The organism is Enterococcus casseliflavus, from assembly GCF_029215545.1.
Lineage (GTDB): Bacteria > Bacillota > Bacilli > Lactobacillales > Enterococcaceae > Enterococcus_D > Enterococcus_D casseliflavus.
The window spans coordinates 2,066,481-2,083,677 of sequence record NZ_CP119393.1; the positions used below are offsets into that span (position 1 = coordinate 2,066,481).

A 17,197-nucleotide genomic window follows, 5' to 3' on the forward strand; every position below is an offset into this window, starting at 1 on the left:
AGTTTCTTCATTCCGTATTCATCACTTTTGTATAAACCTCTTGTAATTTAAACCCAATTTCATCAATACTCTTTTGCTTTGCTGTTTCATAACCCGCTTCACTCAACGGTGGCAACGTGCCCTCCACGATTCCTTTGATTTTCTCAATAAATCCTTCATTGGTTTTTTCCATGTATGCATTGTGCCCATTACTTAGCCACCCTTTATAAACAGGAATATCCCGAACGAGCACATTTTGGCGGCTGGCTAACGCCTCAAGGACTACGATCCCTTCTGTTTCTTCATAAGAAGGAAAGAAGAATAAATCGGCAGCGGAATATGCGCCTTCGATAATGTCTCCTTTGATATAACCTGGAAACAACACATTTTCTGGATGGTCTTCATTGACGAGGTCGCGGATCTGTTTAGGAATCGTCATCATTGGTGTATGACCAAACCAGATAAACGTATACTCAGGCAACTGTCTAGCTATCTCTACAAAATCAAGAATGCCTTTTCGTTCAAAAAATAAACCGACGGATATAATGACTTTTTGATCTGGTAAGAGATTGAAATACTCGCGAAAGGCTTTTTCTTTCTCTTGATCCGGCTGATATTTGTCAAGATCGATGCCGTTTGAGATCGCTTCGATCGGTACTTGGATACCATACCCTTCCAAAAGTTCTTTCGAATAAGGAGTCGGGGTGATCAACTGATCGGCTCTAGAATAAAGATTGATCAAATATTTTTTATATAATGGCGAAAGCTGGTTTGAGCCGATAAATGAATTCCGAAAATCCTCTTCTGTAGAATGGGCATGGTAAATCACTTTTTTCCCTTGTCTTTTGGCTTTGTTGACCATGTGCATACTATTGATCCCATACGTGTTGATATGAAGGATATCATAGTACTCATCATTTTTATCAAGAGTAAAAGGAATCCCGACAGATGTCAGTGCTCGTTGCTGATGGGCCAACGCTCGACCGATACCTGATTTAGCTAATAATTTTTCTCCTTCAAAATAAAGAAGTACTTTCAAAGATGATTCCTCCTTGGAAATGCTTATATCTGATATTAGTATACCATAGGCAATCGGAGACATACTCCTACCATGGTCCTAGATTTTGTTCCCCATTTAATCATGATACGTGAAAAACTTACGGAATCATAGCTTTATACAAAGATATGACAAAATTGTTCGTTTTCTGAAAAAACGAGCAGGCTATTGCAAGTCAAATCGAACAAGAAGGCTTCTTATAACAAAAAAAAGGCAACAAGCAAAATTGCTTGTTGCCTAGAAATGATTAGTTTACATACTGTTCGATTAGCTCAACAACTTCTTCCATTGTATCGCAATCTTCTAAAGCACGTTTTGCTAATTCTTGCATGTCAGTCGTTGACAAGCGTTTCATTAAGCTACGTGTTTTCAGAACAGATGTTGCACTCATTGAGAACTCATCTAAGCCCATACCTACAAGAAGTGGCACAGCAGTTTGATCGCCCGCCATTTCTCCACACATACCAGCCCATTTGCCTTCAGCATGCGCTGAATCGATCACGTTTTTGATCAAACGTAAAATTGATGGGTTGTATGGTTGGTACAAGTAAGACACGCGCTCGTTCATGCGGTCTGCAGCCATTGTGTATTGGATCAAGTCATTGGTACCAATACTGAAGAAGTCAACTTCCTTCGCAAACTTGTCTGCTAAGACAGCAGCTGCTGGAATTTCGATCATGATTCCGACTTGGATCTCGTTAGAAACCTCAACGCCTTCGTCAATCAATTTTTGACGCTCTTCTTCATACATTTTCTTCGCAGTACGGAACTCTTTCAATGTTGCCACCATTGGGAACATGATACGTAAGTTGCCGTGAGCAGAAGCACGTAACAACGCACGAAGTTGGGTACGGAACATGTCATCCCCAAGTTCAGATAAGCTGATACGCAATGCACGATAGCCTAAGAAAGGATTCATTTCATGAGGCAATTTTAGGTAAGGAAGTTCTTTATCGCCACCGATATCCATTGTACGGACAACCACTGGTTTGCCAGCCATTCCTTCTAAAACTGCTTTGTATGCTTTGTATTGGTCTTCTTCTGTTGGGAAATCAGGAGAATCCATGTACAAGAATTCAGTACGGTATAAACCGACTGCTTCTGCACCATTGTTGTGGACACCTTCTAAATCTTTAGGCGTTCCAATGTTCGCAGCTAATTCAAAGTGCTTACCATCAGCGGTAACTGTTTCAGCATCTTTCAATTTTTCCCATTCTGCTTTTTGTTCTGCGTAGGCTTTCCCAGCTTCAACAAATTCAGCTGCTTGGTCATCTGTCGGGTTGACGATAACGTCACCGATAATACCGTTAACAGCTAAGATGTCGCCCGCTTTCACTTTTGCAGTGATCTCCATTGTTCCAACGATTGCTGGGATTTCAAGAGAACGTGCCATGATAGCGGAATGAGAAGTACGTCCACCGATATCTGTTACAAAAGCTTTTACAAAGTTGCGGTCTAATTGTGCAGTATCACTTGGTGTCAAGTCATGCGCAACAACGACTACTTCTTCGTTGATCATTGAAGGATTAGGCAAAGTCACATTCAGCAAATGCGCCAAGATACGTTTTGCGACATCTTTAATGTCAGCTGCCCGTTCTTGCATGTAAGCATTGTCATCCATTGCTTCAAACATACCAATATACATGTCAGTAACTTCTTTCAACGCAGCTTCTGCATTGACTTTGTTATCTGTCACGTTTTGTTTGATTTGACCAATCATCTCAGGATCTGAAAGAACCATTAAATGAGCATCAAATACTTGTGCTTCTGCTTCACCTAAAGTTTGCGCTGCTTTGTCACGGATTTGTTGTAATTCCGCTGTTGACTTCGCTAACGCATCATCTAAGCGTGCTTCCTCTGCTGCAGTATCTTCAACTGATACTTTTGAAAAAGATAAATCAGGTTGTACTAACAGGTAGGCTTTCGCAACGGCTACACCATCACTAGCAGCAATTCCTTTTAGCATCTCAACCATTATTCAGACAAACCTTCTTTTTTCATTGTTTCTACGATTGCAGCGATTGCATCTGCTTCGTCAGCACCTTCAGCAGTGATAGTTACATCAGAACCTTGGCCAACGCCTAATGACATTACGCCCATGATTGATTTAAGGTTTACTGATTTACCTTTGTACTCTAAGTTGATATCAGAGTTGAATTTGCTTGCTGTTTGAACCAATAATGTAGCTGGACGTGCGTGAATCCCTGTCTCAGCAACTACGTGAAAATCTTTCTTTTCCATATTGATCAATCTCCTTTATGATACGTTTTTTTGTGTGAAGGCAAAATTTCCATGCATGCAATGACACCCGAAAAAAATCGCCCTTTCAACTGTTAAGATTACCATTTTTTTCCTCGATAGACAACCGTTTTCTCTTAAATAAACGATTGAAATAAATGTCCTATTTATTTTCTTGCACATAACGGTAGATGATCTTCCCATTTAAGCCCGCTTCTCCGACAAAAGAAGACCGATCTTCCAACTGGAGCCAGACATCTCTAAACGCCAGGAATTCTGGCTGTTGGACAATCAATTCTTGGATCTCTCCATTGCGCAAACGCGTTATTTCTGAAGCAAAATCTCTGTTCTCCATCCTAAATTCTCACCTCTTTCTTTCTATTATAATGGAATTACTTTTTATTTAAAAGACGCTTCTGCTAATGAAAGAGCGGCAAAAATTTTTACGAGTAAAATTCTTGCAGTCTGACAAAAAGTTAGTATAATAGAATTATGGTCAGTAAAGGTCAATAACACATTACCTCGAAGATGACCGTTTCTATGCACACAGCCCCTTTTCTTTTACAAGTGTAAAAAAGCGCCGTAAAATAAGGGTGTTGGAACAAATATGAAAGGTCGTGAATCTATGCTTTGTCAAAATTGCGGCAAAAATGAAGCGTCTATTCATTTATATGCCAGTGTCAATGGTCAAAGAAAACAACTCGATTATTGTCAAAGTTGTTACCAAAAATTAAAAGCTCAATCTGGGAATGCTGCAGCTGCAATGGCGCAAGATCCTTTTGGATTCGGCAATATTGATGATCTATTTCGTCAAATGTCTCGCCAGATGCAGCAAGGAAATACCCCTTATGAACAAACCCCATCGACGCAAACCGGCGGTAACGGTTTTGTCGGTGGACAGCCTCCACGCAATAACCAAGCACCTGCAGGTCTGTTAGGAGAATACGGTATCAATATTACCCAAATGGCTCGTGATGGCGAAGTCGATCCAGTCGTTGGTCGTGATTCAGAGATCAAACGAGTGATTGAGATCCTTAATCGTCGAACAAAAAACAACCCTGTGCTTATTGGTGAACCTGGGGTTGGGAAAACTGCCGTCGTTGAAGGGTTAGCCCAAAAAATCGTCGATGGCGATGTGCCACAAAAACTGATGGACAAAGAAGTCATTCGTTTGGACGTTGCGTCTCTTGTTCAAGGCACAGGTATTCGTGGACAATTTGAAGAACGCATCCAAAAATTGATTGAAGAAATCAAGCAAGCAGAAAACGTGATTTTGTTCATTGATGAAGTCCATGAAATCGTTGGCGCTGGTGCAGCTGGCGACGGAAATATGGATGCTGGAAACATCTTAAAACCAGCTCTTGCTCGTGGAGAACTACAAATGGTCGGAGCAACGACGTTAAATGAATACCGCATCATCGAAAAAGACGCTGCTTTAGAACGCCGTTTGCAACCAGTACGTGTGGATGAACCTTCTGTGGAAGAAACGATCCGCATCTTAAAAGGTTTGCAACCACGTTATGAAGATTATCATCATGTGAAATATACTGATGAAGCGATCGCAGCTGCCGCTACCCTTTCTAACCGATACATCCAAGACCGATTCTTGCCTGATAAAGCAATCGATCTACTAGATGAAACAGGTTCTAAGAAAAACTTGACGATCCAAATCGTTGATCCAAAAACGATCGAAAAGAAATTACAAGAAGCAGAAGAACAAAAACAAGCTGCCTCTCGAGAAGAAGATTTCGAAAAAGCTGCTTACTATCGCGATCAAATCAATAAATTGCAAAAAATGAAGGAACGCCAAATCAGCGAAGAAGAAACGCCAGTCATTACCGAAAAAGACATGGAACAAATCGTTGAAGAACGGACAAATATTCCAGTTGGTGAATTGAAAGAAAAAGAACAAACGCAATTGAAAAATCTTGCGGATGACTTGAAAGCTAAAGTTATCGGACAAGATGAAGCGATCGATAAAGTAGCCAAAGCGATCCGCAGAAATCGGGTCGGTTTAGGCAAACAAAATCGTCCGATCGGCTCTTTCTTATTCGTCGGTCCAACCGGTGTCGGGAAAACCGAATTAGCAAAACAATTAGCCTATGAGATGTTTGGTTCTGAAGAATCGATGATTCGTTTCGATATGTCAGAATACATGGAAAAACACAGTGTATCCAAACTGATTGGCTCTCCTCCTGGTTACGTTGGCTATGAAGAAGCGGGTCAATTGACTGAAAAAGTTCGTCGGAATCCATATAGCCTGATTTTATTAGACGAAGTGGAAAAAGCCCATCCTGATGTATTGCATATGTTCTTGCAAATTCTCGATGATGGTCGTTTGACGGATGCCCAAGGACGTACAGTCAGCTTTAAAGATACCTTGATCATCATGACAAGTAATGCTGGAACTGGCAAAGTTGAAGCCAACGTCGGCTTTGGCGCAGCGCGTGAAGGCATCACTCGTTCCGTGTTAAATCAATTAAACAATTACTTTACGCCAGAATTTCTCAATCGCTTTGACGGGATCATTGAATTCAAGGCACTTAGCAAGGACAACTTGTTATCGATCGTGTCCCTTATGCTGCATGATGTCAATCAAACACTTAGTCATCAAAAATTGCATATCGATGTTCCACAAGACGTGCAAGAAAAACTGGTCGATCTAGGTTACAGCGCAACGATGGGTGCTCGCCCATTGCGCAGGACCATCCAAGATCAAATCGAAGACGGGATTGCTGAATATTATCTTGAGCATCCTCAAGTCCGTCAGTTAAAAGCACAATTGGAGGATTCCGATAAAATCGTTGTAACTTCAGCTGAATCCTCTGCACTTCCTGAAGAAACACCTTCTGCTGAAGACGAAAAACCATCGGAAACAGATGAGCAATAACGTGTCAAAACGGTGACCAAACCGTTCGTTTTGCCAGACAACCATGTTTTGCCAAAAAATTGGGTAATTCCGAGTTGTCTGGCTTTTCTTTTGAAAAAAAACGACCTATAATGTTATTAATAAATACATAGAATGTGAGGTGAGTCTGGTGAAATTAATCAACGTTACAAACAGCCATTCTCGACTAGTATTGAATCAACTTGAAAATACCGACGCAGAACTTGTAAAGGTTTACACTGCCGGAGACACGACCGTGATCTTTACCTCAGCGCCGAACCACAATGAAATTTTGCTGATCAATAAAAAACGGAATATTCGCCCGACGGAAGTAGAAGAAATCAAAAATTACTTCTTGAAAAAATTACCTGATGGCTCCTATGATCCTGCTACGATCTCTGTGATCCAAATGCCCGAAGTGGTAGAAATCTCCATCAAAAAAACGTTGTCTTCCTCACGTTAGCTTTGCCTAATCACGTGTTTAAAAAATATCTATAAAAGGTGACTGTCGCAGCCCTCTTTTATAGATATCTTTTTTTGTCTTCTCTCCTCCTTCTTTCGCCTAGTACTTCGACCAACGCTACCTGATAGTCAAGCAAAAAAAGAGAGCGTTACGCTCTCTTTTTCAAGTATATTTATTAGAAATCATCGACTGGATCATCACATGTAGATTGTGCCAATCCTTGGTACTATGAACATTGCCAAAAAATGTAAATTTCTGCGACTCATTATGGATCAGCACGCCATCAGAAACCAGTATGTCTGAGTCTCCTAAGTTCGAACTAAAGTGAATCACATTTTCATTGTAAATTTTCAATAGTTTGTTCTTAATGACCGGAATATATTCAGGGTGGTTCAAAAGAGAAATACCAATGCGAATCGGTTCCTCTTTTTGGATAGGTAAATAAGATGCTGTAATCTGAGCGATTTTCCTTAAGAAAAGGGCTTCTTTTTCTATTACAAACGAATGGCGCTGCAAGACGGTCGCAATCAGCTCCTCCACCTCTAATACGCGTTCGTTCGTAGAGGACAAATCTTCAGTAGACACAAAACTATCCAAAAAGAGATGAAGACAGCCCCATGTATTCATCACTAATTCATAGGTAAGAAACGCTTCGATCGCTTTGGAAAGATGATACTTTTGCGACAAAACAGCCACAACATCGGCAGAAAATTCGACCAATGGATTCCCCGAGAGGTTTCGCAGCTGTTTCCCCAAAAGAAGTTTCTCTTGATCCGAGATCGTTTCAGGTATGAAGAGAAAAACCCAGAAATGATAAAAAATCTGTTCTTTCTCGATATCTTGCTGACTTCTGATCGGCAGCAGCTTGATCACTTGCTTTTCCCCATTGAGTTGCTTGATTTGCTCATAAATAGCGATGGAAGCTTCGTCTAATTCATTGACGATATAGCCCCTCAACACCGCATTCTCAATGATTGAAAACATAATGTCGTGCTTCACTTTTGTAGTTTTCAACGGCTCATATTCTTTCGCAGCTAATTCAACGCTTGCACGGGTGCGCTGATTGATGTAAACATTGCAAGCCATGATCTCAACTAAATAATGGTACATCCGCACACAAGGCTCGGCCCCTGTCAGATCAATGGAATCTGTGTTGTTATTGATAGTAATCGGGACATTTTGGATAACCAGCATTTTTTTCAGATAGCTGATCAATTTATAACAATAAGAAATACTAAAAATCAATTCTTCTGAGATGTCCACCATACGGGTCTTTCTTTTTCTTAACAAATAGGATAATAGACGATAATAAGGAGATTCTAAGAAATACTTCTTCTTTAGATTCACAAAAATATGCAGGCTTTGTTCTTCGTTTAATTCTCGTGACAAATAAACGGTTCTCTTTTTCAACAAAAAAATAGACTCGTCAAAGGTCGTAAACTCTCTCATATCTTCGGCGATTTCATTGATCAATATTTTCACCTGATACAAAGATTTGTTTATCGTTTCACATATTTTATCAAGAGACAGCTGCTTCTCCAAAATGATATTTCTAATAATAGTTAATTTATCTACCTGTTTTTTGGTTAAATAAAACCTATACAACTTTTCTATATACTCCAAAATTTTTTACCCGCCTTATTTAAAAAGTATCCTAGTTTCCAATTATAGTAAAATAAACTTAAATTTGAGCCTCTTTTTTCATTAAACGGACAATTTTAATAAAAACTTCAGAAAAATCCCCGCTTCTTTAAAACAGAACGGGTGAGAAAAACTTGTGAAACGATTCTTACCTTTTGTAACAAAAAAGCGTTGGAAACCATTAAAAAGATCCTGTGAATTAGCTGTTTCCATAGACTAAGAAAAAATTCGTATTCTTTCATTGATTGGTAAGTGACTTGGAGAGTAAAATCATTTTCTAGCTGGACAAACTTCTTTGAGGAATCAAGTTCATTTCAAAGAGCTTGTAATAAAATATCTTCTCTTTTTAGCCAGCAATCTTTGTATTCATAAATGTTGATGATCGACAATTCATCACTGATCTCATTAATTGACCGCATAATTTCTTCATCATCCGAATCAACATTGCCAATCACATGCAAATCATAATGAATACCAGATTTATCCACGCACTCAACGATATAACTGATGACATCTCCCCAAAAATGTTCCAATCGATGCGTGCCTCCTGCTTTTTCTAGCCTTGAACGTTCAGCGATACACAAAACGTTTTTCGAAGAGTATTGCAAGATGTTGATTTCCCCTAGTGATTCTGCTAAGTAGTCAAGAACCGATTGACGATCATCCTCTTGATCCACAATTAAATTTCTCTCTAAAATCGTGTTCGTCTTGTTGCTGAAAAAGCGCACAGTCAACATGGTAGCATTCTTTTGTCCACTGAAATTTATTCTGGTTTGCAGCATTTTGATTCACTCCTTAAAAGAACTTTGATCCTCTGCTATTAAGGATATAGTAAGAACCAGCTGATTTTTATCGTCTTTTTTTCAAAAAAACTACAAATAAAATAATCATTGTCACTCTTTTTCTTTCTACTGACTAAAAGACCTGACGATTAGAAACAAGTGGCAACTTCATAAAATTGAGAAAGACAAAAAAACTCTTTCAAAGCTTTCTTCAAAGAGTCTGATTGTATATTCCTAAAAAATGATGCTTTCTATTAAAATCTAGGGTTCATGAGATAGCCATCCCACACAGTTAGTTTTTTGAGATATCTTTATAATGAAACAAACATGAACGTTTATTAACAAAGGAGTAACCTTGATGTCTCTGTCGCGTGAAGCTAGAAGAATTGTAGGTGCAGATTACTAATTGAATGAAAACGTTAATTGATATTTTTTCATAAGTAACTTTGATATACCTATCCAATAGGAACGCATAAATAGAATCATACTTTTCAATCCCCACCCTACGCAACTGTTCATACGCGTAAAGCTACTGCCAAAATAGTTTCTTAAAAATGATAGAAAGTTGATTTCTATTGAATTGCAGGGGTTCAATAAAGAAATATTAAACATGAATTTTCAGAACTGGTTTCTCTGACAGCGACTGATTCAGAGCAAATTCTCAGGGACTACGAATAACATTTTTTTCGTTTTTTAGGTCCAATCCTAGTTGGAACGACAATTCTTTCAACTCTGAGAAGACTTTGACATAAAATAAAAGCCAAAATATAACCCTGCAACAAATTTACTTTCATAGTGATTATTACCGAATTGATAATTCATAGACAGAAAGATCGGTCGACTTGATAATCAACATCATTTGACCACTAGAATATTTTATTAAATTATTTTATAAAAAAATCAGATTAATTAAATACTTTCTACTTTTTCATTAAAAATAGCGAAAAAACGGATAATAACATAATACACCATCATTGTATACTTTATTTAAGCAGTAAATCATCTGCAAAAATTAAAGTGAGGTTTTATTATGAAAAAAGTTATTTTGGGTACTACATTCATTGCATCTTTGTTGTTAGCCGGAGGAGTCAACGCGTTTGCCAATACCATACCCGCCTCAGAAGAGATTCAGATTGACATTGTTTATGGAGATGCAACATTCGAGTTTAATGAGATCTCTTTGACAGCACCAGTTATTAGTGAAAGTATATTTGAAGGACCTGTTGAAGGGACTATAAATGTAGGTGGTACTTTGACCAATTTAACTGCTTCTCAAGTAAGAGTTAATTTTGATGTTAACGCGCCTGATGACTTTGATGGAATCGTTGATGGAATCGTTGTCGACGCTACTAATCTTAACCCTTTAACTGCTGCCCCCGTTGATACTGCTTCCATTCCTGAAGGAACAGAAATAACTTTTACAATCAAACAAGAATTTGCACAAGCTTTTGCTGCATTAGAAGAAGGTGATGAGAAACCTATAATTACAATAAGAGCACAAGAAGATAATCCTGATAACGGTGACAATCTATCACTATAAATTTTAAAAGGAATAATTTCATGAATCATACATTCAAACACAGAAATTCTTTTCTAAGGATTTCTGTGTTGCTTCTCTTACTAACACTGATCAGCAATACAAACATCCGTAATGCAAATGCCGATGAGACGACGAACTCACTGAAACTTACTCTGAGAGAAACAGAATACAAAACTTCTGATAATACCTTGAGTATTTCTCCTGAGATGGAGACGACGTATATTGTTGAAATTACACTAGAAAATGTTGGATCCGGTGATTCATCCATTGTTGTCACGCCTTACACCTCTACTGCTCTCTCACGAGAATCAGCTATCATCTATAGCGATGACCTAAACTTACTGCTAGATGACAAGTATAACTTTTCCAATTATGCATTGATCGAATCAGAAGCATTAGATGACGATGATCAAATCGAGATTCTCCCAAATGAATCCGTTCTTGTGACTGTAACGATTACTCTTCCAGAGGAGCCTGCACGTGAAGGAACCGTGATGGGAGCAATCAATTTTAGTCAGATCATGGGTCTTGAAACAGCAGAAGATTCAGTTGGTATCAAATCTGTGTATGAGTCACTTATTTTTATCAACTTACTTTTTAGTGATGTAGAAGAGCTCAAAGACGTCGTTTATGAAGACTTCTCCTTTGTTGCTCTTCAGGACACGGTAAACCTACAATTTTACGCACTCAACTATAATCCTATTTTAGGCAACTTGAACAATGCTCTTTACGAACTAATAAATCCAAATGGAGAAACAATTGCCTCTGGGGAGTTAGCAGATTCCGTTCTTTTAACGCCGTTAACCAAATCAAGAATGCAGATCCCTTTACTAGACAATAGTGAACTTATTGAAGGCGAATACCGTTTGACAATAGAAACAACTAGAAAAGCGATCACGACTACTTTTTCTTATGAGAAAGAAGACATGGATAACTTCAAAAAAGAGAACCCTCCAACGAACACTGCCGATGTTCAGACAAATAATCAAATCCTTATCTGGATCATCTTTGTTCTCGTTGCAGCGTTGGCAGCTGCAATCATTTACATCTTAAAATCGAAAAGAAAAAGAGAGGGCTAGTTCCTCTCTTTTGTGCTGTTTCTGCTTATTCCACTGGTCATCAATTATTGATAGTTTTCTTTTTAAAATAATGTTGCGTATCTCCTCTCCGAAGTGGGACAAGAAAAACCGCTCATATCAAATAAGCGGTTTTTCCTGATATATGCCTAAATATTTTTTCTTCAATGATCATTTCTTTTGAAAAAAAGGTTGCTGTCTCGCACTGGCTTTTCTTCCCTAAAAAAAACTCAGTACTAGCCTCATCCTCGACATCACTGATTGAATCTTCTAGTTTGGTAGAATCATTATCAAGTGAGTCTTCTTCCAAGTTTGCTTGTTCGTCGTAAATAGATTCTGCTTCTTCCTTTTGGCTCTCGGATTCTTCCTCGAGGCCATCGTCTTCTTACTTTTCATCCTCTTGGTCTTCATTTGTCAAGTTTTCATCTGGAATCTCTTCTTTTTCCTCATCCGTCTGATTCATTTTTATATCTTTCGTAAAGGTCTCTGAATCATTAATTGCTGTAAACGTGACTGATAGGTAGTACTCAGAGTTGGCATCAAGGTATTCCTTTATGTTCAATGTTGCAGCTACATTAAGAATCATTGATGCTTCATCAGTATCCTCAATCTGAATGATCATCTCTTCCGAACCGTTCACGCTGTTTAGTTCTGCTGAAAATGCTTCCCCGACAGCCGTGATTGTTACGCCAAAAGCACCTTCACTGCCGTTGCTATTGACGGTCAGCTGAAGATCTTGTGTGGTTTTCAATAAATAATAGTGTTCGTCCTTAAAATCAATCGTGTTCAATTCAAAAATCAACGTTTCGGAAACGTCATCAGCCATAGCCTCTACTGTTGGAAAGAAAAATATCGCCGAAAATATGAATAACAAACTTTTTAGCACTACATGGTCCCCTTTCTGGTTTCAGAAATCACTTTTATTTAATAAATAATCATTTGCTTTAGCAAAAGCGATAGATAGATAACTGTAAACTAGCAATAAGACTAATTCATTTTTTGAGTCGCGAAGCCATGGTACACCAACTGAAAACTTAAACCATCTGTTAGAAGTGCTTCAAATGAAGTTTCAAGGGCAATCACCGATTCATGCTCAGATAAAGAAAGCTTAGGCTTCACTAGTAGCATCTGACAAAAAGAACATGTCCCTCGATCAAATGAATAAACGACCTCTATCACTGGCAATCTATTCTGTGCTTTCCCCCTACTTTCAAACAAGGAGAAAATTTCCTGAACCATCAAATGTGCCTATGATATTTTTCTATTCATTTCAAGTGTATTTCCTTGTGGTCACCTTTAATACTACGCTCTTTTTCCGACTCATTTTATCTTCTTTTAAAAGAATGGTTATAAATTAGGATAATTGTCTAATCATTGGACGATTGCCCCCAATCATGCAACCTTCCTTCTGTATCAAAAGCACGTTTTCAGCAAAAAAAGCCCCTTCTTATCCATTTGGATAAGAAAGAACTTTCTACGATCGTTCAATTAAAAATGATTAGCCTAACGTACAAACTTGCACCTACGTAGATAGTCTGGCGGGAAACGACTCTTACATCAAACTCTTCAATTCGACGTCTGGGTACTTATCTGCGAACCAGCGCATCGCAAATTGGTTCTCAAACAAGAACAATGGCTGGTCGAAACGGTCTTTCGCTAAAATGTTACGGCTTGAGCTCATACGCTCATCCAAGTCTTTCGGATCGATCCAACGGGCGATCTTGTGGCCCATTGGGGTCATAATGACTTCTGCATTGTACTCATTCATCATGCGGTATTGGAAAACTTCAAATTGCAGCTGCCCGACAGCACCAATGATATACTCATCACTAAGATACGTCTTGTACAACTGGATGGCTCCTTCTTGGACCAACTGATAGATTCCTTTGTGGAAAGATTTTTGTTTCATCACATTTTTTGCAGTGACTTTCATAAAGAGTTCCGGAGTAAACGATGGTAGCTCTTCGTATGCAACTTTTAGTTTTCCTTCATAGATCGTATCGCCAATTTGATAATTTCCCGTGTCATAAACCCCGATAATATCCCCAGCGACTGCTTCTTCAATATTTTCTCGGGTATCTGCCATAAATTGTGTCACATTGCTGAGTTTCATTTTTTTGCCAGTACGCTCAAGTGTCACGTCCATGCCTCGTTCAAAGGTTCCTGAACAAATACGGACAAAGGCGATCCGGTCACGATGGGCAGGGTTCATATTTGCTTGGATCTTGAACACAAACCCAGACATTTCTGGTTCATAAGGACTGACTTCATCACCAGCCAAAGTTTTGTGACCGTAAGGCGCTGGTGCAAAGGACAAGAAGGTTTCCAAAAAGGTCTGCACGCCGAAATTCGTAAGGGCGGAACCAAAGAACACGGGTGTTTGATCGCCTCGTGCGATTTTTTCTGTATCAAAGGCATCACCAGCTTCTTGCAGTAATTCTACTTCTTCTAAAACTTGTTGGAACAGCCCATCTTCGGCAAATGGATGATCTGCAGGAAATTGTCCATTTTCATCTAGGGCAACTAAACGTTCCCCACCGTGATTGTCTGGACGGTAAAATTCGACCCGTTGGTTATGGATATCATACAGTCCTTCCAAGCCTTTCCCCATGCCGATCGGCCAATTCATTGGAAATGATTCGATCTCTAAAAGATCTTCTAGTTCTTCTAATAATTCTAATGGTTCGCGGCCATCACGGTCGAGTTTATTGATAAAGGTAAAAATCGGAATACCGCGTTTTTTAACGACCTGGAAGAGTTTTTTCGTTTGCGCTTCGATCCCTTTTGCGCTATCGATCACCATGACCGCACTATCCACCGCCATCAAGGTACGGTAGGTATCTTCAGAAAAGTCCTCATGCCCAGGGGTATCTAAAATATTGACCCGTTTGCCTTGGTAATCAAACTGCATAACAGAACTGGTAACGGAGATCCCCCGTTGTTTTTCAATTTCCATCCAGTCGGACTTTGCGAAATTCCCAGTCTTTTTCCCTTTGACCGTACCAGCTTGGCGAATCGCGCCACCGAATAATAATAATTGTTCTGTAATGGTTGTTTTCCCCGCATCCGGGTGGGAAATAATCGCAAAGGTACGGCGACTATCTACTTGTTGTTTTAATTTTGGATTATCCATTGATTTTATTGCTCCATTTCTTGTATTTACAATGCGAACAGTGTCCATTTTAGACTGTCGCTAGTTTTCTGACCAAATCAGTATATCATGGATAAGGGTGATAAAAAAGCAAAAAAAGACAAGAACCCCCTTCGACTACTCTCTTTTACAGAGTTAGGCAAAGGGCGTTCTTTCCATTTGATAGAAATAAATTAAAATGCTGGCAGTAAGGTATCGCTATGGTCGTTTTCTAAAAATTCGCGAACTTTATCGCTAGTCATGGCACGGCGCAAAACGGCGATTTTTTCAGAATCTTGATTGTCTTCTCGAGCAACCAATGAGATAGCAAAGCGATCATCGATCGTTTTTTCTAAGAAAAGGGCATCGGCTGGTTTCAAACCGATTTTCGCGATATAGGTTGGGTAGTTGTATACCAAGGATACATTCGGCTCATCATAGGCTTCCGCAAGATTCAGTAAATCAACAGATAACCATTCAAAGTTTTTGGGATTTTCGGTAACGTCTTTAAGTGTTCCATTAACACCAACGCCATCTTTAAGGGTGATCAATCCTTCTTCTGCTAAAATCGCTAACGCTCGACCTTCGTTAGACACATCATTCGGCAATGCAACTTTTGTTCCTTCTGGAATATCATTGATATCCGTATACTCTTTGGAATAAAAACCGACTTTTGCGTTGTAGATTTTATCTAATGCCACTAGGTTTGCATCTTTTTCTTCATTATACATTTGCATATATGGTTCATGTTGCGCAAAGTTGGCATCGACCTCGTCATTATTCAGCAGCTCATTGTACTGGATATTGTCATTGACTTGGACCAACTGGATTTCCCAGCCATCTTCCACTGCTTCCGCTGCAACTTTTACGACATCGGTCATTGGTGTCGTTTGCGAAGCGACCTTGATGATTTTCTCTTCGCTCGCCTCATCAGAGCTGGAACCGCAAGCCCCCAATATACCTAATGCCAATACACTCAATCCTAAAACAAATCCTTTTTTCACTTTCATTCCTCCTATTTTCGTTTATCAAGTTTTCTTGCTGCTTGATTGCCAATCCCTTGCAGGATAAAGACCAAAAGAATCATGATGATAATTGCAAAATACATGACGCCATATTCATAGCGTTGATAGCCATAGCGGATCGCAAAATCGCCGATACCACCACCGCCGACGATCCCCATCACTGTTGAATAAGAAACCATGCTGACTGCTGTCGTCGTTAAAGATAAAATCAAGCCGCTTCTAGCTTCCACCAGTAAAAACGACCAAACGTATTGCCATTGACTGACACCAAGGGATTTCGCCAAATAAGAAACTTCTTCGGGGACATCCAGCAGCACTTGCTCCGTCAAGCGAGCAAAAATACTCATAGCAACGATGCTCAAAGGGAAACTGGCGGGAATCGGTCCAAATGAGCTACCTAAAAGCATTCGCGTCAGTGGGATCAACGCTACAACAAATAATAGAAACGGAAACGAGCGGATGATCGTCACAACGAGATTCAAACCCTCATAAAGAAATGAGATTTTTTTTCCACGACTGCGGCTAAGAAAGAGCCAGACACCTAGCGGTAGTCCTAAGACAATGGCTGCGAGCATCGAAATCCCCATCATGATCGCTGTTTCTTTCAAAGACTGAAGTAATTCAGGCAGATAATACAAAATACTCTCACTGATCGTCATGCAGCAAACTCCTCTCCACTTTGTCCACATAAGAGCTTTCTTTGCGGACAATTGGCTGCGGATGATTGACAAATTCCGCTGCAAAGACGGCATCTTCCAATACAAACACACGTTGACAAATTTGTCTGACTGCGGTTAGCTCATGACTAACGAAAATGACTGCTGGCTGAAACGTCTGTTGAACTTTTTGCAGTAAAGCAAGTACATCGGCTTTCGTATCTTCATCCAGCGCACTAGTGGGTTCGTCACACAGCAAGATTTTCGGCTCACGGATCAACGCCCGTGCGATAGCTACTCGTTGTTTCTCCCCACCGCTCAACTTGGCTGGATAAATGTCGACTTTGTCTTCCATCCCAACAAATGAAAGCATCTCCAACACCTTCTTCGATGATTTCCCCATTAACTTCAAGGGCAAATAGACATTTTCAAAAACGGTTCGATTGTGTAACAGATTGTAATTTTGAAAAATCATGCCGATTTCCTGCTGCGCATGTAGCAGTTGCTTTTTGTTTAAGGGATCGATTCGTTTCCCATCAAAGAGCAGCTCCCCACTGTCAGGTGTCTCAATTAAGTTCAAAAGCCGAAGCAAAGTTGATTTCCCCGAGCCGCTTTTGCCGACGACCCCAACAATTTCCCCCGGCTGAACAGCAAAAGAAAGACCATCTAGGACGCTTCGATCGTAACGCTTTGTGATGTTGATCGCTTGTAACATCTTTTTTC

15 protein-coding genes are annotated in these 17,197 nt (G+C 39.5%); 4 read left to right on the forward strand and 11 right to left on the reverse strand.

The window, feature by feature from the left end; translation table 11 throughout:
* Positions 1-7: 7 nt before the first annotated feature.
* The 4 genes from P0G38_RS10100 to P0G38_RS10115 all read right to left on the reverse strand — a co-directional run bounded on the left by P0G38_RS10100 (position 8) and on the right by P0G38_RS10115 (position 3,629).
* A complete protein-coding gene (locus P0G38_RS10100) occupies positions 8-1,018 on the reverse strand; it encodes an LTA glycolipid anchor biosynthesis glycosyltransferase, IagA/BgsA family (RefSeq protein WP_275850564.1) in 1,011 nt (336 codons plus the stop codon).
* Positions 1,019-1,283: 265 nt separating this feature from the next.
* The gene (ptsP, locus tag P0G38_RS10105) at positions 1,284-3,011 is read right to left on the reverse strand and encodes a phosphoenolpyruvate--protein phosphotransferase (protein WP_005225882.1); all 1,728 of its coding nucleotides are present in this window, start codon (positions 3,009-3,011) and stop codon (positions 1,284-1,286) included.
* Positions 3,011-3,277: a phosphocarrier protein HPr gene (locus P0G38_RS10110; protein WP_003126335.1), complete on the reverse strand. Its 267-nt coding sequence runs from the start codon at positions 3,275-3,277 to the stop codon at positions 3,011-3,013. The genes ptsP and P0G38_RS10110 overlap by 1 nt, the downstream gene beginning before the upstream one ends.
* Positions 3,278-3,437: 160 nt before the next feature.
* Positions 3,438-3,629 (reverse strand): hypothetical protein, encoded by a 192-nt coding sequence (locus tag P0G38_RS10115; protein ID WP_005225880.1) that lies wholly within the window; start codon positions 3,627-3,629, stop codon positions 3,438-3,440.
* A gap of 270 nt (positions 3,630-3,899) precedes the next feature.
* Here P0G38_RS10115 and P0G38_RS10120 point away from each other — a divergent pair, with 270 nt between their 5' ends.
* Both P0G38_RS10120 and P0G38_RS10125 read left to right on the forward strand, forming a co-directional pair.
* A complete protein-coding gene (locus P0G38_RS10120; RefSeq protein WP_275850571.1) occupies positions 3,900-6,164 on the forward strand; it encodes an ATP-dependent Clp protease ATP-binding subunit in 2,265 nt (754 codons plus the stop codon).
* Positions 6,165-6,312: 148 nt separating this feature from the next.
* Positions 6,313-6,624, forward strand: a complete 312-nt coding sequence (locus tag P0G38_RS10125) for a DUF1827 family protein (protein WP_005225878.1) — start codon at positions 6,313-6,315, stop codon at positions 6,622-6,624.
* Between the two features lie 162 nt (positions 6,625-6,786).
* Here the strand turns inward: P0G38_RS10125 and P0G38_RS10130 are convergent, their stop codons facing one another.
* Positions 6,787-8,106 (reverse strand): helix-turn-helix domain-containing protein, encoded by a 1,320-nt coding sequence (locus P0G38_RS10130; protein WP_275855243.1) that lies wholly within the window; start codon positions 8,104-8,106, stop codon positions 6,787-6,789.
* Between the two features lie 473 nt (positions 8,107-8,579).
* On the reverse strand, positions 8,580-9,047 hold the full coding sequence (locus P0G38_RS10135) for a hypothetical protein (RefSeq protein ID WP_010748074.1): 468 nt from the start codon (positions 9,045-9,047) through the stop codon (positions 8,580-8,582).
* A 1,030-nt stretch (positions 9,048-10,077) separates the two neighbouring features.
* On the opposite strand from P0G38_RS10135, the gene P0G38_RS10140 reads away from it, so the two are divergent.
* Both P0G38_RS10140 and P0G38_RS10145 read left to right on the forward strand, forming a co-directional pair.
* The gene (locus P0G38_RS10140; RefSeq protein ID WP_016610200.1) at positions 10,078-10,587 is read left to right on the forward strand and encodes a hypothetical protein; all 510 of its coding nucleotides are present in this window, start codon (positions 10,078-10,080) and stop codon (positions 10,585-10,587) included.
* Positions 10,588-10,652: 65 nt separating this feature from the next.
* A complete protein-coding gene (locus P0G38_RS10145; RefSeq protein ID WP_275855245.1) occupies positions 10,653-11,666 on the forward strand; it encodes a hypothetical protein in 1,014 nt (337 codons plus the stop codon).
* 382 nt (positions 11,667-12,048) lie between these two features.
* On the opposite strand, the gene P0G38_RS10150 is transcribed toward P0G38_RS10145, so the two are convergent.
* The 5 genes from P0G38_RS10150 to P0G38_RS10170 all read right to left on the reverse strand — a co-directional run bounded on the left by P0G38_RS10150 (position 12,049) and on the right by P0G38_RS10170 (position 17,189).
* Positions 12,049-12,489, reverse strand: a complete 441-nt coding sequence (locus P0G38_RS10150; protein WP_275850575.1) for a hypothetical protein — start codon at positions 12,487-12,489, stop codon at positions 12,049-12,051.
* A 726-nt stretch (positions 12,490-13,215) separates the two neighbouring features.
* On the reverse strand, positions 13,216-14,796 hold the full coding sequence (locus P0G38_RS10155) for a peptide chain release factor 3 (protein WP_005225872.1): 1,581 nt from the start codon (positions 14,794-14,796) through the stop codon (positions 13,216-13,218).
* 191 nt (positions 14,797-14,987) lie between these two features.
* A complete protein-coding gene (locus P0G38_RS10160) occupies positions 14,988-15,803 on the reverse strand; it encodes a MetQ/NlpA family ABC transporter substrate-binding protein (RefSeq protein ID WP_275850577.1) in 816 nt (271 codons plus the stop codon).
* 5 nt (positions 15,804-15,808) lie between these two features.
* Positions 15,809-16,477 carry a metal ABC transporter permease EmtB gene (emtB, locus tag P0G38_RS10165; protein ID WP_010748069.1) on the reverse strand — a complete coding sequence of 223 codons (669 nt, stop codon included), beginning with the start codon at positions 16,475-16,477 and terminating at the stop codon, positions 15,809-15,811.
* A complete protein-coding gene (locus tag P0G38_RS10170; protein WP_275850579.1) occupies positions 16,464-17,189 on the reverse strand; it encodes a methionine ABC transporter ATP-binding protein in 726 nt (241 codons plus the stop codon). Before P0G38_RS10170 ends, emtB begins: the two co-directional genes overlap by 14 nt.
* Positions 17,190-17,197 lie beyond the last annotated feature (8 nt).

Bases quoted from the DNA above. Each gene is read 5' to 3' on its own strand.
- P0G38_RS10140 (WP_016610200.1), top strand. From the start codon at position 10,078: ATGAAAAAAGTTATTTTGGGTACTACATTCATTGCATCTTTGTTGTTA.
- P0G38_RS10110 (WP_003126335.1), bottom strand. From the start codon at position 3,277: ATGGAAAAGAAAGATTTTCACGTAGTTGCTGAGACAGGGATTCACGCA.
- P0G38_RS10120 (WP_275850571.1), top strand. From the start codon at position 3,900: ATGCTTTGTCAAAATTGCGGCAAAAATGAAGCGTCTATTCATTTATAT.
- P0G38_RS10135 (WP_010748074.1), bottom strand. From the start codon at position 9,047: ATGCTGCAAACCAGAATAAATTTCAGTGGACAAAAGAATGCTACCATG.
- P0G38_RS10155 (WP_005225872.1), bottom strand. From the start codon at position 14,796: ATGGATAATCCAAAATTAAAACAACAAGTAGATAGTCGCCGTACCTTT.
- P0G38_RS10160 (WP_275850577.1), bottom strand. From the start codon at position 15,803: ATGAAAGTGAAAAAAGGATTTGTTTTAGGATTGAGTGTATTGGCATTA.
- P0G38_RS10170 (WP_275850579.1), bottom strand. From the start codon at position 17,189: ATGTTACAAGCGATCAACATCACAAAGCGTTACGATCGAAGCGTCCTA.
- P0G38_RS10150 (WP_275850575.1), bottom strand. From the start codon at position 12,489: ATGGCTGATGACGTTTCCGAAACGTTGATTTTTGAATTGAACACGATT.
- emtB (WP_010748069.1), bottom strand. From the start codon at position 16,477: ATGACGATCAGTGAGAGTATTTTGTATTATCTGCCTGAATTACTTCAG.
- ptsP (WP_005225882.1), bottom strand. From the start codon at position 3,011: ATGGTTGAGATGCTAAAAGGAATTGCTGCTAGTGATGGTGTAGCCGTT.
- P0G38_RS10115 (WP_005225880.1), bottom strand. From the start codon at position 3,629: ATGGAGAACAGAGATTTTGCTTCAGAAATAACGCGTTTGCGCAATGGA.